This is a genomic window from Holzapfeliella sp. JNUCC 80 (assembly GCF_053667655.1).
In genome coordinates this window covers 24,595-49,587 of record NZ_CM132205.1, presented here as the reverse complement: position 1 = coordinate 49,587, position 24,993 = coordinate 24,595, and the positions used below count along the sequence as shown (strand labels likewise).

26 protein-coding genes are annotated in these 24,993 nt (G+C 34.0%); 6 read left to right on the top strand and 20 right to left on the bottom strand.

Annotated features, from left to right (window positions below; translation table 11 throughout):
• Positions 1 to 387: 387 nt before the first annotated feature.
• The 3 genes from JNUCC80_RS00250 to JNUCC80_RS00240 are packed head-to-tail and all read right to left on the bottom strand — an operon-like array spanning position 388 to position 2,131.
• Positions 388 to 678 carry a putative quinol monooxygenase gene (locus JNUCC80_RS00250; protein WP_454152930.1) on the bottom strand — a complete coding sequence of 97 codons (291 nt, stop codon included), beginning with the start codon at positions 676 to 678 and terminating at the stop codon, positions 388 to 390.
• A 16-nt stretch (positions 679 to 694) separates the two neighbouring features.
• Positions 695 to 1,663 (bottom strand): NAD(P)-dependent oxidoreductase, encoded by a 969-nt coding sequence (locus JNUCC80_RS00245; RefSeq protein WP_454152929.1) that lies wholly within the window; start codon positions 1,661 to 1,663, stop codon positions 695 to 697.
• A 57-nt stretch (positions 1,664 to 1,720) separates the two neighbouring features.
• Positions 1,721 to 2,131, bottom strand: coding sequence for a MarR family winged helix-turn-helix transcriptional regulator (locus JNUCC80_RS00240; RefSeq protein ID WP_454143646.1), 411 nt, complete (start codon positions 2,129 to 2,131; stop codon positions 1,721 to 1,723).
• A 127-nt stretch (positions 2,132 to 2,258) separates the two neighbouring features.
• Here JNUCC80_RS00240 and JNUCC80_RS00235 point away from each other — a divergent pair, with 127 nt between their 5' ends.
• From JNUCC80_RS00235 to JNUCC80_RS00220, 4 genes are all read left to right on the top strand, one after another.
• Positions 2,259 to 3,920: an alpha-keto acid decarboxylase family protein gene (locus JNUCC80_RS00235; RefSeq protein ID WP_454152928.1), complete on the top strand. Its 1,662-nt coding sequence runs from the start codon at positions 2,259 to 2,261 to the stop codon at positions 3,918 to 3,920.
• A gap of 113 nt (positions 3,921 to 4,033) precedes the next feature.
• The gene (gene thiT / locus JNUCC80_RS00230; protein WP_454152927.1) at positions 4,034 to 4,591 is read left to right on the top strand and encodes an energy-coupled thiamine transporter ThiT; all 558 of its coding nucleotides are present in this window, start codon (positions 4,034 to 4,036) and stop codon (positions 4,589 to 4,591) included.
• An 82-nt stretch (positions 4,592 to 4,673) separates the two neighbouring features.
• Positions 4,674 to 5,381 carry an AzlC family ABC transporter permease gene (locus JNUCC80_RS00225; RefSeq protein WP_454152926.1) on the top strand — a complete coding sequence of 236 codons (708 nt, stop codon included), beginning with the start codon at positions 4,674 to 4,676 and terminating at the stop codon, positions 5,379 to 5,381.
• Positions 5,368 to 5,691 (top strand): AzlD domain-containing protein, encoded by a 324-nt coding sequence (locus JNUCC80_RS00220; RefSeq protein ID WP_454143654.1) that lies wholly within the window; start codon positions 5,368 to 5,370, stop codon positions 5,689 to 5,691. Before JNUCC80_RS00225 ends, JNUCC80_RS00220 begins: the two co-directional genes overlap by 14 nt.
• 30 nt (positions 5,692 to 5,721) lie before the next feature.
• Here JNUCC80_RS00220 and JNUCC80_RS00215 read toward each other — a convergent pair whose 3' ends face one another.
• The 3 genes from JNUCC80_RS00215 to JNUCC80_RS00205 form a co-directional block, all read right to left on the bottom strand.
• On the bottom strand, positions 5,722 to 6,378 hold the full coding sequence (locus JNUCC80_RS00215) for a DUF975 family protein (RefSeq protein WP_454152925.1): 657 nt from the start codon (positions 6,376 to 6,378) through the stop codon (positions 5,722 to 5,724).
• Between the two features lie 527 nt (positions 6,379 to 6,905).
• Entirely contained in the window at positions 6,906 to 7,997 is a 1,092-nt protein-coding gene (locus tag JNUCC80_RS00210) for an acyltransferase (protein WP_454152924.1), read from the bottom strand.
• A gap of 267 nt (positions 7,998 to 8,264) precedes the next feature.
• A complete protein-coding gene (locus JNUCC80_RS00205) occupies positions 8,265 to 8,480 on the bottom strand; it encodes a hypothetical protein (RefSeq protein WP_454152923.1) in 216 nt (71 codons plus the stop codon).
• 361 nt (positions 8,481 to 8,841) lie between these two features.
• Between JNUCC80_RS00205 and JNUCC80_RS00200 the strand changes: the two genes are divergently transcribed.
• Complete coding sequence (locus tag JNUCC80_RS00200; protein ID WP_454153371.1) at positions 8,842 to 9,528, top strand: helix-turn-helix transcriptional regulator; 687 nt, start codon at positions 8,842 to 8,844, stop codon at positions 9,526 to 9,528.
• 66 nt (positions 9,529 to 9,594) lie between these two features.
• On the opposite strand, the gene JNUCC80_RS00195 is transcribed toward JNUCC80_RS00200, so the two are convergent.
• The 7 genes from JNUCC80_RS00195 to JNUCC80_RS00165 form a co-directional block, all read right to left on the bottom strand.
• Positions 9,595 to 10,521: a DUF5655 domain-containing protein gene (locus tag JNUCC80_RS00195; RefSeq protein WP_454152922.1), complete on the bottom strand. Its 927-nt coding sequence runs from the start codon at positions 10,519 to 10,521 to the stop codon at positions 9,595 to 9,597.
• A 44-nt stretch (positions 10,522 to 10,565) separates the two neighbouring features.
• Complete coding sequence (locus tag JNUCC80_RS00190) at positions 10,566 to 10,916, bottom strand: hypothetical protein (RefSeq protein ID WP_454152921.1); 351 nt, start codon at positions 10,914 to 10,916, stop codon at positions 10,566 to 10,568.
• Between the two features lie 55 nt (positions 10,917 to 10,971).
• Positions 10,972 to 11,586, bottom strand: coding sequence for a hypothetical protein (locus JNUCC80_RS00185; RefSeq protein ID WP_454152920.1), 615 nt, complete (start codon positions 11,584 to 11,586; stop codon positions 10,972 to 10,974).
• Positions 11,587 to 11,725: 139 nt separating this feature from the next.
• On the bottom strand, positions 11,726 to 12,871 hold the full coding sequence (locus tag JNUCC80_RS00180; protein WP_454152919.1) for a 5-methyltetrahydropteroyltriglutamate--homocysteine S-methyltransferase: 1,146 nt from the start codon (positions 12,869 to 12,871) through the stop codon (positions 11,726 to 11,728).
• Positions 12,872 to 12,897: 26 nt separating this feature from the next.
• Positions 12,898 to 14,055: an aminotransferase class V-fold PLP-dependent enzyme gene (locus JNUCC80_RS00175; protein WP_454152918.1), complete on the bottom strand. Its 1,158-nt coding sequence runs from the start codon at positions 14,053 to 14,055 to the stop codon at positions 12,898 to 12,900.
• A 1-nt stretch (position 14,056) separates the two neighbouring features.
• Positions 14,057 to 15,190 (bottom strand): aminotransferase class V-fold PLP-dependent enzyme, encoded by a 1,134-nt coding sequence (locus tag JNUCC80_RS00170; RefSeq protein WP_454152917.1) that lies wholly within the window; start codon positions 15,188 to 15,190, stop codon positions 14,057 to 14,059.
• 12 nt (positions 15,191 to 15,202) lie between these two features.
• Positions 15,203 to 16,054, bottom strand: coding sequence for a homoserine O-acetyltransferase/O-succinyltransferase family protein (locus JNUCC80_RS00165; protein ID WP_454152916.1), 852 nt, complete (start codon positions 16,052 to 16,054; stop codon positions 15,203 to 15,205).
• A gap of 514 nt (positions 16,055 to 16,568) precedes the next feature.
• On the opposite strand from JNUCC80_RS00165, the gene JNUCC80_RS00160 reads away from it, so the two are divergent.
• On the top strand, positions 16,569 to 17,114 hold the full coding sequence (locus JNUCC80_RS00160; protein WP_454152915.1) for a GNAT family N-acetyltransferase: 546 nt from the start codon (positions 16,569 to 16,571) through the stop codon (positions 17,112 to 17,114).
• A gap of 49 nt (positions 17,115 to 17,163) precedes the next feature.
• Here JNUCC80_RS00160 and JNUCC80_RS00155 read toward each other — a convergent pair whose 3' ends face one another.
• The 7 genes from JNUCC80_RS00155 to JNUCC80_RS00125 form a co-directional block, all read right to left on the bottom strand.
• On the bottom strand, positions 17,164 to 19,692 hold the full coding sequence (locus tag JNUCC80_RS00155; protein WP_454152914.1) for a M1 family metallopeptidase: 2,529 nt from the start codon (positions 19,690 to 19,692) through the stop codon (positions 17,164 to 17,166).
• A 124-nt stretch (positions 19,693 to 19,816) separates the two neighbouring features.
• Positions 19,817 to 21,154 carry a dihydrolipoyl dehydrogenase family protein gene (locus JNUCC80_RS00150; protein WP_454152913.1) on the bottom strand — a complete coding sequence of 446 codons (1,338 nt, stop codon included), beginning with the start codon at positions 21,152 to 21,154 and terminating at the stop codon, positions 19,817 to 19,819.
• 62 nt (positions 21,155 to 21,216) lie between these two features.
• Positions 21,217 to 22,557 (bottom strand): dihydrolipoyl dehydrogenase family protein, encoded by a 1,341-nt coding sequence (locus tag JNUCC80_RS00145; protein ID WP_454152912.1) that lies wholly within the window; start codon positions 22,555 to 22,557, stop codon positions 21,217 to 21,219.
• Positions 22,558 to 22,675: 118 nt separating this feature from the next.
• On the bottom strand, positions 22,676 to 23,215 hold the full coding sequence (hxlB, locus tag JNUCC80_RS00140) for a 6-phospho-3-hexuloisomerase (protein ID WP_454152911.1): 540 nt from the start codon (positions 23,213 to 23,215) through the stop codon (positions 22,676 to 22,678).
• On the bottom strand, positions 23,208 to 23,840 hold the full coding sequence (gene hxlA / locus JNUCC80_RS00135; RefSeq protein WP_454152910.1) for a 3-hexulose-6-phosphate synthase: 633 nt from the start codon (positions 23,838 to 23,840) through the stop codon (positions 23,208 to 23,210). Before hxlA ends, hxlB begins: the two co-directional genes overlap by 8 nt.
• 88 nt (positions 23,841 to 23,928) lie before the next feature.
• Positions 23,929 to 24,327 carry a winged helix-turn-helix transcriptional regulator gene (locus tag JNUCC80_RS00130; RefSeq protein ID WP_454143703.1) on the bottom strand — a complete coding sequence of 133 codons (399 nt, stop codon included), beginning with the start codon at positions 24,325 to 24,327 and terminating at the stop codon, positions 23,929 to 23,931.
• Between the two features lie 125 nt (positions 24,328 to 24,452).
• A complete protein-coding gene (locus JNUCC80_RS00125) occupies positions 24,453 to 24,992 on the bottom strand; it encodes a DUF6773 family protein (protein WP_454152909.1) in 540 nt (179 codons plus the stop codon).
• Position 24,993 lies beyond the last annotated feature (1 nt).

Sequence of the window (24,993 nt, the reverse complement as noted above, 5' to 3'; positions counted from 1 at the left end):
GTTAGATGATGTCATCTAACCGACTTTTACTTATAGAGAATTAATTAACGCAACTTAAAAACCTATAATCATAGCTTATCGCTTTATCGTTTAGATGACCTGCATCTAACCGACAAAGAATTGTTATAACTCTTATCTGCTTTAGATGCAAACGCATTGTTTGAAGCGTTTGCATCAGTAAATACTGGACTAGCAAACGCTTGTGCTAAAGTAATAAAAGCTATAATAATAGTTGAAGTTATGATTAAGATTATTCATTTCAAATTCCCTTCCTGACTTGTTGTTGAATTCATTAAAACACCCTAGTATTAAAAAGTCAAATGTAAAATTAATTTTGTTTTAATAAAAAAGACGATTCAGCCAAGTCATTCGCGAATCGTCTTTTATTTAATTATTTTGTTGTTCTAAAAATAATAGTTCTGGTTCTTCAGTAACAAAGTTACCGATATTGTTTTTGAAACTTATTAAGTGATCTGTTTTTAGGTGGTCATCTAAGCTATCTTGACTATCCCAATGTTCCAAAATCAAGTACTGGTTGTCGTTAGTTGTATCTTGGTAATGAGCATAAGCTAGATTTCCGGCATCTTTTAATGACTTAGCCACTAAATCTGCCATAAATTCTAAGTATTCGCTTCTTTTTTCAGGATCAATTGTGAGTCTGACATTAACAATAATCATTATTTATCTCCTTTTTCTAATAACCTTTATCAAAATCAACTTGATTAATTTTGATTGTGCCGTCTTGTCTAAAATGTTCTAGGTTTTCGTTAAAAATATCAATAGCTTCATCCAAATATTCGGCGTGTATACCTGAAATGTGCGGTGTGATTAGCACATTGTCCATTGTCCATAACTGATGATTGTCAGGTAAAGGCTCTGGCTCAGTTACATCTAAAGCTAAAGCACCGAGTTTATGATCTTGCATTAGTCGTGCCAAGTCGTCAGTATTGGCGCTTGGACCGCGTCCAATATTAACAAATAACGGTTGTGCAGTCACTTGACTAAAGAAATCATAATTAAATAAATTCGTGGTTTGCGGTGTCAAAGGTAACGCATTAATTACAATATCAGCATCTTTGATAGCGTCTTTGCTGTCAGCTGTGCTGACAACTTGTTCAAAGTATCTAGCATCATGCCCGCTATGGTTAACACCCACAACATTTGCATGAAATACTGTCAAAATTTCAGAGATTCTACCTCCAATATGACCTGTACCAAAAATCACAACTTTTTTACCTTGTAACATTTTCAACATATGGGTGGGTTTAAACCAGTGGCGTTTATTTGCTGATTCTGCAACGCCACGATACAAACTTAAAATCATACCAATAACAGATTCTGAAATTGGTTCTGCGTGAATCCCATTAACTGTTGATAATATAATCTTTTTATCCTCAATTTTTTTAAGTGGAAAGTTATCAATTCCAGCTGATAAAGCTTGAACCCACTTCAATTTTGATTGCTCACTATCGAGTAATTGATTCAAAACAGCAATGTTATTACCAATCAAAACATCGATATTATCTAATTGCTCTTTTGATAAATTTTCTGTACTCAAATACGATTTAAAATCGTATTTCTGTGCACTTTTTTCAACTGCAGCTTTAATCGCATCACCGTCTAAATTCGAATTTGATTCTGGAACACCAATTAAAATATTCATTTTCTTCACCTCAATAAAAAAGTAATCTGATTATTTGAGTTTGTCAAATTTTGATTTTTAATCGATAACGTCCACATAATCATCAGCCATTTTTTCCATTGCTTTTTGCCAATCGTTATCCGTCTCATCAAAAATAGCGTCAACAATTTTAATTTGTTCTGCATTCATCTTCGTATTTAAATCTTTACCTGCTTGCGTTAATTTTAGAATTTTAACGCGGCGATCTTTTTCAGATTTTTCTTCGTAGACTAAATCACGACTCATTAAATCGCGAATCAAGACATTACAGGCCTGTTTTGAAATGCCCAAAATCAATAATAGTTTTTTTATTGATACTTCTTCAATAGCATATAAACAAAATAAAACACGGTGCTGATTCTTGCTTAAACCATACTCACCATAATCAATTAAACTCGCAAATCTCTGGTAAGCAAAAAAGATAGTTGCCAATCTACTTTTATCGTTCATAAAAATTCTCCTTAAAAAAAATAGGTCAATCTTGTTGACTTTTTATTTTATCGGTGTATATTAGTATCTGTAATCAATAAAGGTCAACTTGATTGACCAATAATATCAAAGAAAGAAGTCATAGACTATGTATACCTTATCAGATTATTTATTGGATGTAACAAAATATCTTGGTTCAGATGAAGTTTTTGGTGTTCCCGGAGATTTTAACTTACAATTCTTGGATCACATTACTCACCGTGATGATATGAAATGGATTGGAAACGCAAACGAACTAAACGCATCTTACATGGCTGATGGTTATGCCCGTGAACGTGGTTTTGCAACATTCGTCACAACATTTGGTGTTGGTGAATTAAGTGCTATCAACGGTCTTGCTGGTAGTACAGCAGAACAAGTTCCCGTTCTTGAAATCGTTGGTGCACCAACAACAAAAGTGCAACACAATGGCGGTCTTGTTCACCACACATTTGCGGATGGTCAATTCAAACGTTTTATCAAAGCTCACGAAGCTTTGGGATTAAAAACAACATTTTTAACAAAAGATAACGCTATTAACCAAATTAACGATACACTTCACTACATTTATGAAAATAAAAAACCTGCTTATATCGTTTTACCAACAGACTTAGTGGCACTTCCTGTAAACGAAAGTCTTAAAGCTGGTATTCCTAGCTTGTTTGAAAGTGATCAAACAGATGTTTCTCAATCAGTTGAAGCTGTTACTTCAGCTATCAAAGCTGCTAAAAAACCAGTTATTATCGTTGGCCATGAAGCACAACGCTTTAACTTAGGCGACGCAATTGAAGGATTCTCAAAACAAAATAATATTCCAGTCGCAACACTTGCAATGGGTAAAAGCACTGTAAATGAAGAATTCGAAAACTTTGTTGGAACTTACAATGGTTCAATTTCTGATGAATCAATTAATCGTTTTGTGGACGAAGCTGATGCAGTTATTACAATCGGTGCGAAATTAACAGACTCAATCACCGGTGGATTTACACAAAGCTTTGGCCCTGAAAAAACAATTAGTTTAAACTTTGACGATGCTACAGTTTACGGTAGAAAACTCACAACACCTTACAACTTTGAAGATGTTATTAATCATTTAGCTTCAACTAACTTGAATCAAAACTATGATAAAGTTGTTCGCCCAGAACTTGCAAAAGACGAGTTAAAAGCAACAGACAACAAACTAACACAAGAATTTTATGATCGTGCTTTAGAACAATTCGTTCAAAGTAACAACACATTAGTTGCTGAACAAGGAACATCATTCTTTGGTCTAGCTAGTCAACAACTTAAAGCAGACACAAACTTCATTGGTCAACCACTATGGGGATCAATTGGTTATGCATTCCCTTCTGCATTAGGTTCACAATTTGCTAACCAAAACGATAACCGTCGTACAGTTCTTTCAACTGGTGAAGGTTCATTGCTTCTAACTATCCAAGATTTCGGTGTTGCTTTCAAAGAAAACTTAACACCTGTTATCTTCATTATTGAAAACAGTGGTTACACAGTTGAACGTGTGATCCATGGTGAAACAGAACCTTATAACGATGTGCCAAAACTTGACTACAGTACAATTTCAAAAGCATTTGGTGCAAAAGATGATCAATATCTATTCATCAATGTTGATACTGAAAAAGATTTAGTTAACGCTATGCAAACAGCTAACGAAAACCCTGACAAAATGATTGTTGTTCAAGCAAACATGGGTATCATGGATGCACCTGAACAATTGATGAAAACAGGTAAACTATTCGAAGCACAAAATCACTAATGATCACTACTAAAAAAACCGCTTCACTTTTGAAGTGGTTTTTTTAGTTTAAACAATCGATAACTCTGTTAAACTTTTACTAGCAACTATTTTGATTAAATGAGGACTTCATGATGACTAACAAAATTCAAATTTTTACTGAAACAGCGATTATGTCTGCTTTAGCTATCGTTTTTAACTACATTGTTTTATTTCAAATGCCTCAAGGAGGTAGCGTTTCACTAACTTTTGTACCCATTATTCTGCTTAGCTTAAAACATGGTGTACTACCAGGAACTTTATCAGGCTTGATTACTGGGATGATTTCTTTATTTTTTGGTGGCTACTTCTTAAATCCCATTCAGGTTTTATTCGACTATATCTTAGCATTTGCATTGATTGGATTAGCAGGTGTTTTTTCAAAACAATTCAAAAAATCCCTAGCAAACAACCATCAAAAAAGCGCGATTATTTACGTCACTTTTGGAGGATTAATTGGTGGTGCTTTTTCACTACTTAACCACTTTCTAGCAGGTATTTTCTTCTATCAAAGTTTTGCGCCTGAAGGTCAACCTGTTGCCCTTTACTCACTCATTTATAATGCTAGTTATGTCATCCCAGATACAATTGTTGCAATTGTTATTATTTTGATATTAGTTAATCGAATCCCTAGTTTCTTCACAAAAAGCTAACCATAATGGTTAGCTTTTTTGATTGAAATCTATTCAAAAGTCACGTATTCTAGTCACTAACTTACCTTGGAGGAGTGACGTGATGAATTCAAAACTAGATTTCAAAACTGCTTTACATGATGTTTTGCCGACAACCTTTGGTTATCTGGGGATTGGGATTGCCTTTGGAATTATTGGACAAGCTTCTGGACTTAACGTATTTTTAATTGGACTTATTTCACTAATTACTTATGCGGGATCAGCGCAGTTCGTATTGGTAAGCCTATTACTCGCTGGTGCACCACTTACATCAATCGTGATTGCCGTTTTCTTAGTCAACTCACGTATGATTATTATGAGCCTGTCTGTGGCACCTTATTTCAAACAGGAATCACTGCTTAAAAATCTGTGGTTGGGAACCTTGTTGACTGATGAAAGCTTTGCTTTAAGTATGAATAAAATTAATTTTACTCAGAATCAACTGAGTTTCACCTGGTTTAATACCGCCAACTTGGTAGCCTATGCGACTTGGTTCTTAGCCTCTATTATTGGAGGATTAATTGGTAATTTTATTCCAAATCCGCAATCTCTAGGACTACAATTTGCAATTGTTGCAATGTTTATCGGCTTACTTTACTTGCAAGTTAACAGTGATAAAAAATTAACTAAAAAATTGCAGCTAATTACGATTGGCCTTGTTTTTATTTTGATGTATATCGGGTTAATTTTCTTGCCGTCGAATTTATTAATTATTGTTGTCACTTTAATCGGCTGTACGTTAGGAGTTGTAATCAAAAATGCCCTCAACTAATTTTGTGATTTTAACAATTTTTCTATGCGGTTTTGTCACTTGGTGCTCAAGAGCGTTACCTTTTGCAGTCCTTAAAAAAGTTAATCTACCCGACAAAGCCATCGAATTTTTAAATTTTGTTCCTATTGTGATCATGTCCGCACTTTGGTTTGAAAACTTATTTATTCAAAGACTCGGTCAACTACCTGAACTAAATATACAAAACCTTTTAGCTTCAATTCCTACTTTGCTAGCTGCAATATTATCTAAGAGTCTTTTAGTAACAGTTATTGTTGGTGTAATTTCTTTGGGATTAATTCAATTAATATAAAAAAGCATGCCGTATTTACAGCATGCTTTTTTATTCTTCTTTTTTCGTTATCTCATCATAAAATCCTGCATAAACCATTTCAGCATAAGCATTGAACCAACAGATTCCTAAAATACCTAACGTTAAAATATTAAGTAAATACCAACCCAATAAACTTAATTGCAAGATGAAAAATTCAAACATGTTTTCTTTTTTTGTCATTAATACATAGGCTTTTTTGAAAGCATAAAACACGCCTTCACCTATTTCATAACTGTCTGAGTAAGTATACGCCATTTGGTCTGTAACGTTTGTAAACAGTAGTGCCACAATGTAGATGACCAGATAAACTAACAAAGCAATTCCAATAATAGCAATCGCTAATGCATCGTTGTGAACCATACTCTTAGCAGCTTCAGAAAGGGCATCGACTAAATCAGTCAGCGTGTCTTTAACCCAGCTAACAATATTGTTATAAATGCCAATTAGTACCAATAGCCCTATGACATATAACCATTTTTTATCTTTAAAAACATACAAGATGGCTTCCTTTCCTGTTTTAGGCTTGCTATCTTTTCGATAAGACTTCAGCATAATCATTTTCATACTGAAATCAAACCATGTTTTGATCAGTGCAACTACGATGATAACTAACCACGTCGCTGTCGCAATTAAATAAAATTTTCTAATTGACTGTACTGGATCCATGCTCAGATCAATGAGTTTGAAGTAAGTCCAAAAAAGCTAGCACAGACCATTGCAATTACAATGTACTGCATAATTGCTGGTATGAAAGTTAATTTGAAATAATAGCCCCTATTTTGACTAACTAATTCTTTTGCATTTTCCTTAATCTGTTTTCTATTCATTATTATCCTCCAATTATAATGCTGTATCTTACACTATAACTGATATGACTTTTTATTAATAGGTACAATCGAAAATTCCAATTATATTATGATGCGAGCAATCAAATTTTGGAGGATTTAAAATGAAAAAATTATGGTTCACAGGGTTACTACTAGTTTTACCCATTACAGGATGTGATAGTAATAAGAGTGCAGCTTTAACAACTACCAATCTTAATAATCCAAATAATAGTTAACGTTATTACTTATAAAGTCAAAAGGCTAGTCCAAATCTGGACTAGCCTTTTCTGCTTGAAATTTCAACTATAAATGAACTATTTGTATAATTCTCAAAAGTACTCATTACGTAATCAAAAGTTTTCGATTTTACATCATAAATTTCTTTAGTAACGGAATATAACGTATCATGACTGTAAGTAATAAAGAAATCACAAACACGATACCTGTAATTATTGGTACAGCAATAAGTGCGTTATTAAAAATTTGAAATAGGTGGAAGTTTTGAACTAGAATATGAATAATCAAGAAGTGGATCAAGTAAATCCCCATCGTAGCCGATGACAGATATGTTAACCACTTTACCCATTTGTAATTTTGCTGTACTTCCCAGTTAATTTTGTTACCTAGTTCTTTAATAAAAATAAAGATAGCTAGTGATGTTAGCATAACATTAAGACTTACGTAACTATAAAGAGGTGTTATGATTGCGCTGTATCGATACGAAATAGCTCCTGTTCCAAGAATGGTTACCAAAATCCCACCAAATCCAAGAAAGTACAATACATAACGCCATTTTTTGCTCAAATTGATATGATTAAAATAATACCCCGCTACAAAATACGCCGAAAATCCTAAAGTTAAATGGAAATAAATACTAGAATTTAGGGTACCTAAACTTTCAAAAACTGTTTTGACTAAAGGCGACATTGTACGATACTTTGCCAAACTGTCATAAAGATCAAAAACCGTTGGTAAAAGCACAGTAAATATAGCAGATAAAGCTAGGAAATAACGCGTCATTTTGATATCTTCTGTTATTTTTCTCAAGAACGGTACAATAAGGTACAATCCTATGATCATATGCAAGAACCATAAATGCGAGTAACCTTCAATCGTTACTCTCAATGCATTATAGAAATTTTTAGCTTCAAAATAATTGTAAATACCATATACAAGATGCCAAAAAATAGCAACATAAATAATACGCGAAATATTTTTTGTGAATAATTTTTTTAAATTAACCTTTTTTCGTGGATTTAAAAATAATACCCCTGATATCATCACAAAAATTGGCACACACCATCGCATTAAACTATCCCAAAAGTTTAAACTTTGCCACGTAAAAGTTCTAACATCTTCCGTGTAGTAAAGACTTTGAGACGATACATGAATAACAATAACAGCGATTGTTGCAAGCACTCTCAATATATCTAAATAATAGATTCTTTGCACTTTCATTTAATAATAATCCTCCAAATTATAATATTAATTCTATTTTAACATGCTTTTTATTAATTTAGATTTTATCGCCCATTAATCACACAAAAAAGGCCTGCTTGACTGTCGTCAAACAAGCCTTTTTTGTATGTTTTTACTCAAAAGTAAACGTATATGTGTGTACTTAGAAAGTACATTTTTAAAATACATTATTAAGCGATTTATTGCAAATAAAAAATAACCGTAAAAAATGATAACTAGTATCATTTTTTACGGTTATCGATTGCGTTATTCTTTTATTTTTAGACCGCTTTTAAATAGCCACAGACCTAATTTTATGACATTTGATAGCATAAAAATTAGAATCAAAACTCTAGGTATTTGCCAAATATAATCATTCCCTGGCAAAATACTAAAATAGGATACTCCGGCTAAAATCATGGCAATCATAATCAAAAATAGTCCTGTATAGATAAACACTAACTTTCGCTGTGTATTAGTCATTTACGCATTACCTCCAGTAGATTTATAAGATTAAATCAGGTGTTATTCGACCCGTTATCACTTGTAATGTTGAACATTTATACTTGCTGATACCCCCACGATGAAAGCTTGTCTTCTACTGATATCTCGTCAATCTATAAATTAGAACTTTAAATAACAATTAATTGATTATCAATAATGTACTTTGCGTTTTGATAATCGCTCAGTAATTCCTAACGACTACCCGTTGTTATAGAACTACCAGTATTTGACTATACCAAAAGTTCGCTTTAATTCTTAGCTATTTTGGGTTACATTTACCTATTCTATCGACAACTTTTTCGCTATAATTAAAATGATTAATAAACTCATATAAAAGGAGATTACGGTTATCGAATTTAGTGAGAAAATCAAATATATCAGAAGCTATCACAATCTAACTCAAGATCAGCTCGCAACTAAACTCAATGTTTCTCGTAAAACGATTTCTGCTTGGGAAAATAACCGCGGAATTCCTGATTATTATTTAGTTAAATCTATTGAACAATTATTTAATATCGATTCTGACTTTCTTCTCAATCCCAAAAAAGAAATCAATTTTGATATTTTTCAATTAAAACGAAAACATCTGCTTAAAATTAAAATCATTTCTGTTATAGAAATTCTATCGTTAATTATCGGCTATTTAACTTTAGTACAGTTAGTAAATACTTTTTATAATACACCGTTTTTACTTCTTAATACTTTTTACTTAAACAAATTAATAAATAACTACTACAAAACTTTTTCTCAAAAATTGTCCGAATATGTTTCACCTGTAGGATTATTCGGTGTTATTTTAATTGCTAACATTCTTTTAGGTGGGATATTTACTGTTAATCTGATAAATAGCAACTTACATCAGAAAATGGAATATCATCTAGGCAAATTAACAGGATTATTTATTGTAAGTTTAATAGTCAGTTACGCTGTTTTTATGACATATAAAGTTGCGGTTATTTTGTATAAAGAAAAAACACCGAATATAAGCAAAAAAGGTTCGAGAATAAATAATAAATTGAGCAATTAATTCTTATACAATCTCTAACTATTTTCACAAAAAACAAAAACCTTTAGACTATTGTCTAAAGGTTTTTTACTGATCATTTTTTATCATAGATTGTTTTATTAAGTCGATAATATAAGGTAGATCAGTATGATTATTGAATGTCACTTCATAATCCCCATTCCCATATTTACCAATATTTCGCATATCTCGGGCATAGCCAAATTTATCATTCAAATGACCAAACTTCAAATTCAAGAACAATTTTAACTGTTTCTTTTGGATAGTAATATCGCAAAAGTCTTTATCATTAATCAAAAAAGCCAGATAAGTTTTATGAGCTTTGATTGAAATATTGGGATTCAAATCCAAAATTTCGATTTTCAATTCCTGATACAAGTCGTTTGTTTCATCTGAACCTTTCTTCAACATATCCGCTTCAGTATAGTTTTTCAATTCACTAATCTGTGTAAAGTTAACTGGCTCTTTAGTTAACTTTGTTTGACTTTTAGCCACCTTTGTTGGCTTTGTTTTTTCAATATAATCGAGTTGAATTTGACCATGCTCAAATTGCCTGATTTGATATAAATCAATTGGCAACTCTGGATTATTCACTGCATCTAACTGATAATTCGTATAGCCTTTGGTAATAAAGTTAATTTTGGTCTGTTCAAAATTGAATTCATCCACTCGTCTATGCGTGCCATGAACCTCGTTATATAGCAAAACAAAATCTGCTTTGTGGTTGAGTAATGTATTCAAATAAGCATATCCCTGGTCAATTACACTATATTTGGTGTCGTTTTTATACTCAATAATCACAAAACTATTAGTTGTTTCATCAAAGGCAACCGTATCTAAACGATAATGTTCCACGTGAAACTCAGTCGCTAAAAAAGTTAATCCCAGCAAAACTTCAGTATTTTCTTCGACTAAACGTTGAATCTCTTTTTCAACTTTAAACGGAATGGCTTTTAGACGCGTTAGTTGATTATTTTGAAATTGATAAAGTGACATATTTACTCCTCTAAGTTTAGATTCTAAAACTATCTTAACTTTAATCAATCATAGATGTCACCTTTTTTAATCTCTTTTATCATGCCATAGACAGATAAGCCTATCGTTATGATATATGCTATCACGAATAATAATCGAAGTTGATAATAAAATGACAATCCTAAAATAACGATTGTAAGAACAAAAATCAGTACAAACAAGTACAGGCTCGGGATATAGTAAACTCTTTTTTGTCTTGTTTCTTCATTATTTTTATCATAACCATACCTAGCCAAAAGTAAAACTAGCATTGAAGGTACTATCAAGAACATACTGATAGCCAAATAGAAAAGGTTTCCAAAAGTAGCTATTGCTATAATTCCTAGAATAAAACCAAATAATAGTTTTTTAGACATAAGTTAACCCCTTCCCAACTTTTAAATCAACTATAAAAAGGCCTATAACGGCCTTTTACTCATAATAAGTTCCACCTAACATTTTTTGAATATTAGTGTGTTTTGAATGTTGAATATTAAATGTGGGATAATCTGCAGCTGATCTGTCTAGTAGATTACGATTGAATGAATTGTCAATAATAATTTGATCATTAGAAATCGGATTGCCATATTTCAAACTATCATCTAATTGTTGAGCTTTTTCGGCAACATAGTTATTCAACTTAACTAATTCTTGTTGATTAGCTAGCAACTGGTTAATCAGTTCTTGGTCAAAATCTACAGTAATAAATTGTTGCTGTGGTTGTGGTTCTACCATATCTTTATACTGACCACCTGTTATCAAATAGACATCAATTTTATGGTTGGGATACCTTGTGGTTAAATCTTGATAAATTGATTCTGCAATTGCAATGTTATTAGGCTTAGGTTGCACATCATCCAGTGTTATTTTTTCAGTTGGTTTTGCAGTTTTAATCGCAATATTACCATTATAAGGGTAATCAACAAACTCGTTTAATGGCGATTGATGTCTATTCAAATAATCATTCGCCATAACACCAGTAGATATCGTCCCCAATAACAAAGTCACAGCAGCTACTGCTGTTATTACAATCGTTTTCTTCTTCATTTTCTAGCCGTCCTCCAATAGATAGTTGTCATTAACGTATCAATCAAGCGTACTAATTTCAAGATTTATTCGTCTACCTTTAATGTTTTTTAAACGTAAAAGCCAAACAAAAAAGACTTCAATCGAAGTCTTTTTTGATTTATTTAACTTTATCAACTGCAAATACTTCATTTGCAATTTCGATTACGAGTTTAATTTTATCCCATTGTTGTTCTTCAGTTAAATGATTCCCTTCTTCAGTCGAAGCAAATCCACACTGTGTACTTAATGATAAGTTTTCAAATGGGACATATTGGCTAGCTTCTTTAATGCGAGCTTTAATGACTTCTTTTGACTCAAGTTCTGGTTTTTTGCTAGTAATTAAGCCTAAGACAACTTCCTTACCTGGTGCGACATGTTGCAGAGGTTCAAAATCACCTGAACGATCATCATCAAATTCAAGATAAAAAGCGGAAACGTTTTCTTTTGCAAATAAAGTATCGGCAACTGTTTCATACCCACCACTTGCTGCCCATGTCGAAGCATAATTACCTCGACAAACATGCGTTGTTACTGCTAAATCTTCTGGCAAATCAGCTAATGCACGATTATTAAAACTTAGGTAAAGGGCTTTGAGCCGATCAATATCTTGATAATCTTTTGAAATCGTCTTCCAAAAACTTTTATCGGCAATCATTCCCCAAGTACAGTCATCTAATTTAACATGACGACAGCCTTCATTATATAAAGCAATAATTAAATCGTGGTAGGCTTGAGCAACGTCTTCAATTAACTGATCTTCACTTGAATAAAATAGACCGATTGCTTCAATATTCTCAGGTCCTCTGACCAGTTCTGCATAAAGTTGAGCAGGAGCTGGAATACTTTGGCGAGCAACTAACTCATCATCATGTTCAACTAAACTTTGCAAATATTTAAATGCTAATAAATCAGGATGATTAGGGTTAAATTTGATTTTACCGCTTACTTGAGCTGAATCATTACGTGTTTCGACTCCGTGGAATAAATAGCCATGTTCTTGTTTCGTGTGACTAATACCATCAAATCCCCAAAAAGTATCTAAGTGCCAGTAACTGCGGCGAAATTCCCCATCGGTTACAATTTTTAGACCCACTTCTTTTTGTTTTTCGACTAACTTTTTGATTTCTTCATTTTCAACTTGAGTTAACTCATCTTGTGTAATTTTATTTTGATTAAATTTTTCGCGTGCGATTTTAAGACTTTCAGGTCTTAAAAAGCTTCCTACTGTATCATAATGACTTGTTCTTCCGTTAATTTTTGGCATAATTACTCTCTCCTTAAGATTGTTTTTTAGTTCAATTTTTCAAAAGCTTGTGCAAAGTCCTGTTTTAAATCATCAATATCTTCAAGTCCTATTGATAATCTTAATAACCCGTCAGTAATTCCGCGTTCTAGTCGTTCTTCTCGATTCAATTCAGCATGGGACATTTTCGGAGGGTAAGACAGAATTGATTCAGTTGCACCGAGTGAGACAGAAAATACTGGGATTTTAATCTCTTCAATTAACTTTTTGACATTTTCTTCAGTTTTAATATCGAATGATAAAACTGCACCGCCAGATTTTGACTGACTTAGCTGAATATCATAACTGTCAGATGTTTCAAGTCCAGGATAGTTCACTTTTGTCACAATTGATTGTTTTGTTAACCACTTAGCAAATTCTAGTGCATTCTTTGATGAAGTTTGCATTCGAACACCAAGCGTTTTTATCCCTCTTAGTAGTAAGAAGGAATCAGCAACACCGAGTGTTGCACCCATTGCATTTTGCAAGAAGTAGACCTTATCTGCTAAATCTTTTGTTTTCGCGACAACTAATCCAGCTAAAATATCGCTATGTCCAGCTAAAAATTTTGTTGCACTGTGAACAACCAGGTCTGCACCCAAATCAAGTGGTTTTTGCAAAATAGGAGTCATAAATGTATTGTCCGCAAAAACTAATGCCTGATGATCATGGGCTATCTGTGATACTTTTTGGATATCGGTTACTTGTAAAGTTGGATTAGCAGGTGTTTCCAGATAAACCACTTTAGTGTTCTCTTGGAATGCATTCTTCAAAGCTTCTTCATCACTCAAATCCACAAATGTATGGCTAATACCGTAATTAACTAATACCTCAGTTACTAATCGGAATGTGCCACCATACACATTCTTGGTTACAATCACATGGTCACCTTGTTTAAGTGTTAACAATGCTGTGGAAATCGCTGCCATTCCAGTTGAAAACGCAAACCCACGATAACCATTTTCTAGCTCAGCAATACTTTCTTCCAAAACATCACGTGTAGGATTACCACTTCGAGCGTAATCCCATTGACCAAAATCATCTAGTCCTTTCTGTTGAAAAGTCGATGAGAGATAAATTGGTGGATTTACTGCACCCGTTTTTGGGTCAGGCTTAGCTGTTGATTTGATGACTTTCGTCCAATCTGAAAATTCGTTTTGACTCATTTTACTCCCCGCTTTCTTGATAAGCTTTGGCTAAAGCTTGTTTGAAATCTTTGATTAAATCCTGACTATCTTCAAGACCACAAGATACTCGAATTAGGTTTTCAGTAATACCTGTTTGTTGTCTTTGTTCTTCACTCAAATCAGCATGCGTTTGAACAGCTGGTACAGTCACTAAACTTTCTGTTCCGCCTAAACTTTCCGCAAATGATACCACTTCTAATTCTTTCAATAGGCAATCAATTTCAATTTGGTCGCTTACATAAAGGCTAATCATGCCACCTTTTCCAGGATATAAAACTTGTTGAATAGCATCTGATTTTTCAAAATAAGCCACTAGTTTTTGTGCGTTTTCTTGTTGTTTGGCCAATCTAATCGGCAGGGTTTTTAGACTGCGCAATAATAACCAAGAATCGAATGGGCTAATTGTTGACCCTATGGTAATCAGATTTCGTTCTAATATCTCTGCTGTTCGGCTGTGTTTACAGATGACTGCTCCAGCTAAAATATCGTTGTGACCAGATAAATATTTAGTAGCACTATGAACCGCAATATCAGCACCTTCTTCTAATACTTGTTGAATTAGTGGGGTATAAAACGTGTTATCCACTATTAACTGGGCTTGATACTGATGTGTATACTGTGCTGTCTTTTTGATATCAATCACTTTCATCATTGGATTAGAAGGGGTTTCAATCCAAACTGCTCGAGTATTTTGACTTAATAAGTTCTCTAATTCGCTGTAATCTTGACCATCCCACTTGCTGAATGAAAGTCCATATTGTTCAGTTAATAAATCAAAAAATCGAAATGATCCCCCGTATAAGTCATCTGAAACGATGATATGATCACCACTTTTGAATTGAGTAAAAACAAGTTGAATGGCTGCCATACCAGAAGATAAACCAAACGCCCGAACACCATTTTCTAATTGGGATAGCACTTCTTCGAGTACTTTTCTTGTTGGCTGATTCATGCGTGAATAATCATAACCAGTTGATTCACCTAAACCGTTGTGTCTATATGCAGTTGAAAAATACAACGGCATTGAAATCGATCCGGTTACGTTATCTTTGCGATTTCCTGCTTGAGCTAGTATCGTATCGATCTTCTTTTTCCATGTACAATGACTTTCCATTTTGACTGCTCCTTATACGTTTACTTTAGAATTTTCCTCAATTAAATCTACCCAGTTTTGATAAAACTGTCGGCTGCTCTTATGCCAAGTATTTTTTGGATATTGTTTATCATAGTAATTAATTGGCTTTTGAATTTTTTGTTGCTTGTTTAAATCTCTCAAATATTCATCATGTAAAGTGTTCGTTTGATATTCTGGGTGGCCACTAATGTAAAGTTGGTTACCCTCATTAGCATGTAAAATAAATGGACCTGCATTTTGACTTGAAGCAATCACTTTCAATCCCTCAGGTAGCTCATCATCAATTATCGATTCAGTATGACGTGACTGTGGCATATTGAAGTTTTCGATATTACAGTTAAGTGGATGCGTTGAATCAATATAATTAGCTTGATAAATGCCAAATAACTTATTTTCTAAAGGTTTTTTTTCAATACCGAAATCTTGATACAATGCGGCTTGTGCGGCCCAACATTCATTAACTGTTTGTTTAACATTTTCTTTGGCCCAGTCTCTTATTTGCTTTAATTCTGCTAAATAATCGACTTGGTTAAACGCTAATTTTTCAATAGGTGCTCCGGTAATAATTAGCCCATCTACTTTTTTATTTTTGATTTCATCAAAAGTTGCATAATATTTTTCAAGGTCTTGTTGACGTGTATGTTTTGAGTGGTGCGTTTTTGGATAAATAAACTGCACTGTTATTTCAGTATTTAATTCATCTAACAAGTCTAAGAACTGTCTTTCAGTTTCCTTTTTGTTTGGCATTAAATTCAAAATAACTAACTTAATGGGATCCTCCATTTTGGTATTAACCCATTCTCGATTTTGTTTTAAAAATCCGTTACACGCATTCACTGACATACTTTCAACTCTCCTTTAAAATAAAAAAAGCGCCCCTAGATCGAAGACATTGCTTAAATCTAGGGGCGCTGTTATACGCGGTACCACCCTATGTTAGTGACAATCAAAAAACAAAATTATCACTATCTCAAATCAGGACACTCATGCTAGCTATCCTTCAACACAGTAACGTGTGTTACACCGTAGATTGCTAATCACCATGACTCACAATCTAAAATTACTCCAAGACCATCTTCAATATTTTCTTAAGTACCATCTTTCACCTAACATGGCTCTCTGTTAAAATAAGATAAATATTTACTCATCTTTTCTCAGTAAATTTTAATTATTTGCTTTGTTGATGATTACTATAGCGGGATTAATTTTGTTTGTCAAACCTTTTATTTTTATTTTCTTAAAATCGACAACTTCAAAAATGTGGTTTAAACAAACCTAATCATTGCTATGTCAAACTTTTCAATGGTTTAGTTTTAGCAAAAAAATATTGCTTATTTAATTAAAAAGGAGATAAATTATGTTCACATATAAAATCGATAATGAGATTCAACTTACTCTCCCCCAACCTCAAAAACATTCAAAAATACTATTTGAACTGATTCAAAAAAATAAAGTTGAATTCAACCGTTGGTTGCCTTGGGTATCTTTTATAAAATCACCACAAGATGAAGAAAAATTCTTACAAACAACACTTGAAGAATTTGTACACAATCAATCCCTATCAACGATTATCTTGTACAAGGATAAACCTGTCGGTATGATTAGTCTTAATCGATTTGACAACTTGAATAAAATCACCGAAATCGGCTATTGGTTAGCTAGTGAGTTTAGTGGTAAAGGAATTATGCATCGCGTGGTTCACGGTATTTGCGATATTGCGTTCAACGACTATGGTGTTAATAAAATTGAGATTCATGCGAGCGTTAATAACGATAAGAGCAATCATGTTGCTGAAAAAGCTGGCTTTCATTTAGACGGCATCATTCGTGCAGGTGAACGTTTGACTGATGGTTTTCATGATTCAAAAATATGGTCACTACTTCGCTTTGAATGGCAAAAATAAAAAGCATCAAGTTTTCTTTTTTGAAAACTCGGTGCTTTTTTAATGTCGCTTATTTGTGTGCTAATGCGTGAGCTACTGCTTCTTTTTCTGATTCAATTAATTCGACACGACTTTCAATTGCTTTAATACCCATTTTGATTTCACGTGTTAATCCTGGTGTATTAATTTTTGGTTCAAAGAATGCCTTAAATTCTGCTAATCTTTCAGCTGTTTTGAATGTATTTGAAACTACTGTGATGTAACTTGTGAATTCCATATCGCCACCAACAGTATCTTCAAGCCACTGCCAGTCATTTTGCAACCAATCCCAAGTTTGTTGTTGTCCTTTGTCGTTTGAAAGCAAACCACTAAACCATGATCTTAAATCTTGTGGTTTAATCACGTCACTGTTTTCAAAGTTTGAAATTAATGCTGTGACAAATTCTTCATCAGTTGTTGAAACAAGTGCTGCGGTAAGATCGCGTTTGTAACTTGCATCTGTTGATTTTTGATATTGAGTTAGTAGGTTATCAAATAACTCTTTTGAGCCGTAATTTTTAACTTCGTTACTCAATACAAATGAGCGGATTTCTGCTGGTAAGTTCAACAAGTTATCACGATGGTCTTCAAATAGTTGATGTGCTTCACTCATTGCGTGTTCATTCTTAGCGTAAAGTGCGGCACTCAAAATATAAGGACGAGTCAATTGATCATCATTTGATTCATCAGCTTTTGGTACAAATCCAAGACGTTCAAATTGGTTCGTACTCAATTGACCAAGTAATGCTTGCAAATCTTTTTTAGCTGGCGTACCTGCTTTAACAAACTTCTTCAAGTTGTTAGCTAAGCGATAAAGTGCAGCATTAACGATTGTTGATTGATTTGTTGAGAAGTTTTCAAGCATTGGAACTAAGTCAGCGTAAGAAACACGACGGCCATCTGCTAATAGACGTAAATCTTGCAATAATTGCATTTGCGCAATTGCATCCAATTGATCGACTTCGCCCATGATATCGTCTAGTAATGTTTGGTCATATTGCACGATAAAGTGAGAGTTGTTTCCTACGTTCAAACGTAGAGCTTGACCATTTTGTTGTCTTAATTCTTGATAGTTTCCTAAAGAAACACTTTTTTCAGTTAACAGTTCTGGTAATTCTTGGTAGTTTGCGTTTAATGGAATTTGCCATTGACGTGCAACATCTTCACCTTCACCAATGAAGAATTGTTGTTGTGATAATCGTAATTCTCCATCAACAACTTCAGCTTTAACAACTGGATAACCTGGTTGTTCAAGCCATGAATTCATGATTGTACTGATATCCATTCCTGAAGCTTCACCTAATGCATGCCAAAGATCTGGACCTGTCGCATTATTATATTGATGTGCTTTAAAGTAGTTTTTAAGTCCTTTTCTTAAAGCTTCATCGCCAATTAATGAACGGACCATGACTAACAAACGGGCACCTTTTGCATATACAATTGCGGGGTCAAATAATGAATCAACTTCAGCTGGGTGTTCAACTTGAACGTGAACTGATTGAACACCATCAGTGGCATCACGTTGAAGTGCTGCGGGTGCTTCTCCAGTTTGGAAACTTTCCCAAATATGCCAATCTGGTTGAATAGCATCAATGGCAACATATTCCATCATGTTGGCGAAACTTTCGTTTAACCATAAATCATCCCACCACTTCATTGTGACCAAATCACCGAACCATTGGTGAGCAAGTTCGTGAGCAATCACAGTTGCGACAACCTGTTTCATACTCAAAGCTGTGTTATCTGGATCTAGTAGTAAGTATGCTTCACGGTATGTAACAAGACCCCAGTTTTCCATCGCACCAGCTGAGAAATCTGGTAATGCCAATTGCCATGAGTGAGGAAGTGGATAAGGTGTTTGGTAGAAATCTTCGTAAAAATCAATTGCACGTTTTGCGATATCTAACGCGAAATCCAATTCGTTTTCTTTGTGCGCTTTTGTTGAGAACACCCCAACTTTAACACCACTTTTTGTTTCGGCTAATTTACTTTGCATGTCACCAAACGCAAATGCCACTAGATAGGTTGACATTTTAACTGTTTTATCAAAGTAGTGCACGTCATCTTCAACGCGTGTTTCAGGCATGTTACTTAATGCTGATTCACCTGGTTTTTCGTCAAATTTTAGTGCTAATTCAAAAGTTGCTTTAGCTTCAGGTTCATCCACACAAGGGAAGGCTTGGCGAGCAAAGTTTGTTTCAAACTGCGTTCCAACTAATTGTTTTTTGACACCTTCGTGTTCGTAATATGACGGATAAATCCCCATCATTGTATCGGTTAAAGGCGCTGTGTAAGTTACTTCTACTGTCACTTCACCAGTATTTTCAATGCTAAATTTGATTAAATCTTTTGCTTGATCCACTTCAAATTCAACTGCGTTACCGTTTGCTTTAACAGCTGAAACTGCTAAATCTTTTTGATGAAGCGCAATATTTTGGTCTTTTGCTTGACCTGTTACAGTTGTTGTTCCGCTAATTGTTTTAGTTTCGCGGTTAACATCAATATATAAATTATAATGTTCTGGTTGAAAAACATTATATAAACGATTTAATTCTGCCATGATTATCTCCTGTTTTTTTAATTTTATTTTAATAATACAAGGTTATTATATCGTGTTTGCGCTAACTACGCTACATCTAGCCTAAATAAAAAACCGCATCAGTACGATGCAGTTTTTGTTATCTTTATAATTTTTTCCATCCTTCATGCATGATTGATGGGAATAATGGCACAACTTGTTCTATTTGTTCACGGTTTAATTTAAGTGCGATAGCAGGTAGAACCGCATTGATGAAGTTTTCAGCTTCTTCACTCGCTTCTGTTGCACCAACTAAGTGACCTTCTTTATCAAAAATTAGTGTTTGTTTGCCAATTTTATCTTCATTGACTTTTCTGAACCAGTCGCCTGTTACATCACTTTCAATGATTTCATATTTATCTGGGGCAGCTTTTGCTTCACTAACGGTAACGCCAGCTTCAGCGATTCGAGGTGAAGTAAAAGTAACCGTTGGCACGACAAATGATTTCATATCTGAATTAGTGTCACCCATAATATAATGCGCAATGTAATTAGATTGATGGGTAGCTGTTGGCGTTAATTTTGGATAAGTTGTATCAGCGACATCCCCTGCAACAAAAATATTATCGATATTAGTTTGCATTTTGCCGTTAACCTTAATACCTTTGGCATCGCATTCGATTCCAAGTTCATCTAAGCCATAACCTGAAACATTAGGTACTCGACCTGTCGCATCTAAAATCCAATCGGTTTCATGAATCTTGTTTTCACCATATTCAATAACATAATGATCGTCTTTTTTATCGAATTTTTTAACGTCAGCATTTTTGACAAAAGTCACACCACGTTCAGTCATATCTTTAACGACTTCATCAACATATTCAGCGTTGAATTGACGTAACACCCGATCACCACGCATCATCACAGTCACATCACTACCAAAAGCATTAGCTATTGTCGCAAATTCCATTCCAATATAACCTGAACCAATAACTGTCATTCGTTTTGGTAATGGGTTTAAATCTAAAAAGTCTTTGCTGTCGTGTGAATGCTCTTGACCAGGGACATTTAAACGGTGTGGATGTAAACCAGTTGCAATAACAAACTTATCGGAAGTATAAGTCTTGCCCTCAATTTCAACAGTATGGTTATCGACAAAATTAGCCCAACCATGAATAACATCAATACCTGATCCTGTGAATTTTTTCTCCATACCATCAGCTAGTGGATCAATCACTTCATGTTTATGAGCCATATTTTGTTCCCAACTTAGCTTCAACTCACCTTGGACAATATCTTTTAATTGCTCGTGTGTGCGGCTTAATTTAACCGGCCCATCTAATACAATTTTGGCATTACATGCCCAGTTCGTACAAGTTCCGCCGACTTTTTCGGCTTCAATTTTAGCTACTTTATAGCCATATTTATTCAGCATCACCGCACCATCAGACCCGTGACCTGCACCAATAAACATTACATCATAATCATATTGTTGAGTTTTCATTATTTACATCTCCTTATGCGTCTACTATTTTTTATTAAATATCAATCATACAGTTATCTATTCTAAAGTGAAGCAAATACATCACTAGCAATGGATGGAAATAGGTGTACCATTCGCCCAAGTTGTGCTTTTGTAGGCTTTAGTTCGATAACTGGTACTAAAGCATCAATGACGGCATCAGCTTTTTGACTAACTTCTGTTGCGCCAACTAACTGTTGATTCTTATCAAAAATCAAAGTCCTTTTTGCAACAGGTTGTTGATCAATTTGATAATACCAACTTGATTGTGTTAAATCTGTCTCAACAACTTGATAGTCTGAATTGTTTTTTGCTTCATCAACAGAAACACCGATTTGAGCAATTCGAGGTGTCGTAAATGTTACAGAAGGTATTGCTGGAAAATTGATTTTTTCAGATGTTTCACGTGAAAACAATTGAGTTAAATAAGTACTTTCAAAAATAGCAGTCGGTGTTAATTTGGGTTGTGAGCTAGAAATAACATCTCCTGAAGCATAGATACTTTCCACGCTAGTTTGAAGATAGTCATTAACGATAATACCTGATTGATCATAGTCAACACCGACTTTTTCCAAACCTATGTTTTCGACATTAGGCTGACGTCCAGTAGCATCCAAAATCCAATCTGTTTTTAGTTCTTGATTGTCACCATATTCAACAATATAACCATTATCAACTTCTTTAAATGCTGATACATTAGCATTTTCAACAAATTGAATACCATCTTTTTTCATTTGTTCAACAACTAATTCTACGTAAGGTTGATAGAAGTTACGTAAGACAACATCACGGCTCATCATGACTGTAACTTCTGAACCAGCAGCGTTTGCAATAGATGCAAATTCCATTCCAATATAACCTGATCCAATGATGGTTATCTGTTTTGGCAAGTCATCTAAAGCCAAAAATTCTTGGCTATCGTGAGCAAATTCATGTCCTTGAATTTGTAATTGATTAGGGTGTAATCCTGTTGCAATCACAATCTTTTCTGCAGTTTTTTCTTCGTCATTAATTGCTATCGTATGACCATCGACTAATTGTCCAAATCCATGAATCAAGTCAATTCCAACAGATTCAACTAGCCCAGTTATCATATCGGGTAGATTATCAATCACTTCGTGTTTGTGCTTCATATTATTTTTCCAATTAACTGTTGGCAATTCACCATCAAAAAGTGCTGACATGTTAGCTTGTTGATGTTTAACAAAAACAGGTGCATCTAGCGTAATTTTAGCATTACAGCCCCAGTTAGGACATGTCCCACCAACTTTATCTGCTTCAATCACACCAACTTTAAATCCCTTTTGTGCTAAAGGAACAGCGCCATCAAAAGTCCCATGACCCGCACCTAAATAAAGAACATCGTAATCATATTTTACTGTCATTTAATTGCCTCCATAAATTAATTAATAATTCAGGATTATCGTAGCACCAATTTAAATTGTTTACAATCTATTTGTTTTGAAAAATAAAAGGTTCACTCAATTACGAGTGAACCTCTTTTTATTCTAAATTAGCATGTGTTTGTTGCATCACTAATTCTGATATCTCAAATTTAGACATATAAGAAAGTGTAAACGCGTCGCCAAATATCAGCAAGGATTGTTCAAATAATGAACCCATTGGCTGTATTGACTGAGCATTATTAGCATACTTGCCTTTACCTGCCAAATAAGTAATTTCGGTTGCTAATTGTGTAGCTGGAGTTTCTGGTGTCGCTGTCAATAACCATGTCTGTCCGTTTAGTTCTATTACTTTTTTCATGAAGTTAATAATTTGTGGTGTTTGACCCGATCCAGTTGCTACAATCAATAAGTCACCTTTTTGAAAAGCAGGCGTTGTCGTTTCGCCAACAACAAAAGCAGTTTTGCCAAGTTGACTCAGTCTCATCGCAAACGACTTCAAATTCAAACCTGAACGGCCTGATCCTGCAACAAAAACGCGATTAGCATGATTAACTAATTCAAGTTGTGAAGTGGTTACCTCAACTTCACCTGCTTGCAATTCTGATAAGATTTGTTGCCAAGTTGATTGCTTAGGCATTATCAATCATATCCTTGAAGACTTTTGCTTTTTCAGCAGGGTTATCGTCAGTTGAAATGGCACCCCCAACAATTAATAAATCAGGCTGTTGTGCAATGATTGTTGGTGCTGATTCTTCTTTAATTCCACCGGCAACAGCTGTTTTAGTTTGCTTAACTGTTGCTTTAATTTTGTTAAAGTTTTCTAGCGGTGTTTGTCCTAACGCTTGTAGGTCATAACCTGTATGAGTTGCGATATAATCAGCACCCATTTCATCTAATTCTTGTGCACGTTGTTCAACATTTTGAACACCAATCATATCAACCAATAATTCTTTGCCATGTTCATGAGCTTTTGCAACGGCATCTTTGATTGATTGATCTTCTGCAACACCTAGAATTGTCACGATATCAGCACCGTAATTGATAGCTTGCTCAACTTCGTATCCCGCTACATCCATGATTTTCACATCTGCAAGTAGTGTGATTTCTGGAAAGCGTTCACGAATTTTCTTTAGTCCTTCAAGTCCAAAATTAATAACTAAAGGCGTACCATATTCAAAAACATCGACACTGTCTTTTGTTTTTTCGATGAGTTCAATGGCACCATTTACGTCTTCTAAATCAATTGCGAGTTGTAATTTCATATTAATTTGTTCCTCCTACTAACTTTTTGTAATTAAAAGTTTATCGAAAGAACTGTTTTGAAACAATTAGTTACCTTGAGGTAACTCCCTAATTTTCACTCGAATTAGTTTGGTAATTAGGACTGATTTTTAGCTCTTCAATGCGGTTTTCACCCCATCGATACATCGCTTCAAGAATTGGCATAATTGTTTTTCCAGTTTGGGTTAATTCATAACTGACACGTTTGACGTTGCCCTCATCATAATCGTTTTTTTGAATCATATTATCTTGAATTAGCTCGTTTAATTGATTAGTCAAAACTTTACGACTGACATTTGGAATTAGGCGCGTAAATTCATTGAAATGAATAGGATTGCCTTTTCTTAGTTCCCACAAAATAAACAATTTGTGTTTACCTTGAAACATCGAAAGCGTTAGTTCTTTAGCACAATCAAAATCACCTGATTGAATTTTTTCTTTTACTTTTTGTCGAATATCTTCTTCCATTACTGTCACCTCATTTTGTTGTTGGTTTAGTTTATCCCAAATTATGTCCAGCTTCAACTTTTTGGCGGACCTGTTATTTTCAATATAAAAAAGCCTAATTTTGAATTAGGCTTTTGAGTGATTGTTTATTCATCTTTTTTAATTCTGGCCTTCGTTAGGATATACATAAAAATAATAAATAATACTGTGGATATTAACATTTGAATATTATCTTTTGGCGAAAGAACTAAATCCATCAATGATAGCTGATTTTTAGCATCAACTAAATTCATTATAATGCTTAAAACACGAGTAACTACAAAAAAGAATAGTCCTCCTAAAACGAAACTTTTCTTGGATTTTCTCATTAGTTGGCCGTATTGTGTATCATTGTAAACTTCGACCTGATCAAGCTTTAAACGATAAACTTTAATCGCAACATAGCCAAATATTCCAAGTAGCACAACAAAGTTACATAAAATATAACTTAAAAATGTTATTTCCTTATCTAAGGAGCTCATAAGTCCCAACAAAGCTACAAATACAGAAAGCATATGATAAATGGCTAACATCATAAATGCTTTATTCCCAATTTTATTAATTTCTTGTTCTCGATATTCATCGAATTGTCCCGCAATCCCATAAAATCTTCTGACAGCTTTAACATATAATGATTCTTTTTGCATA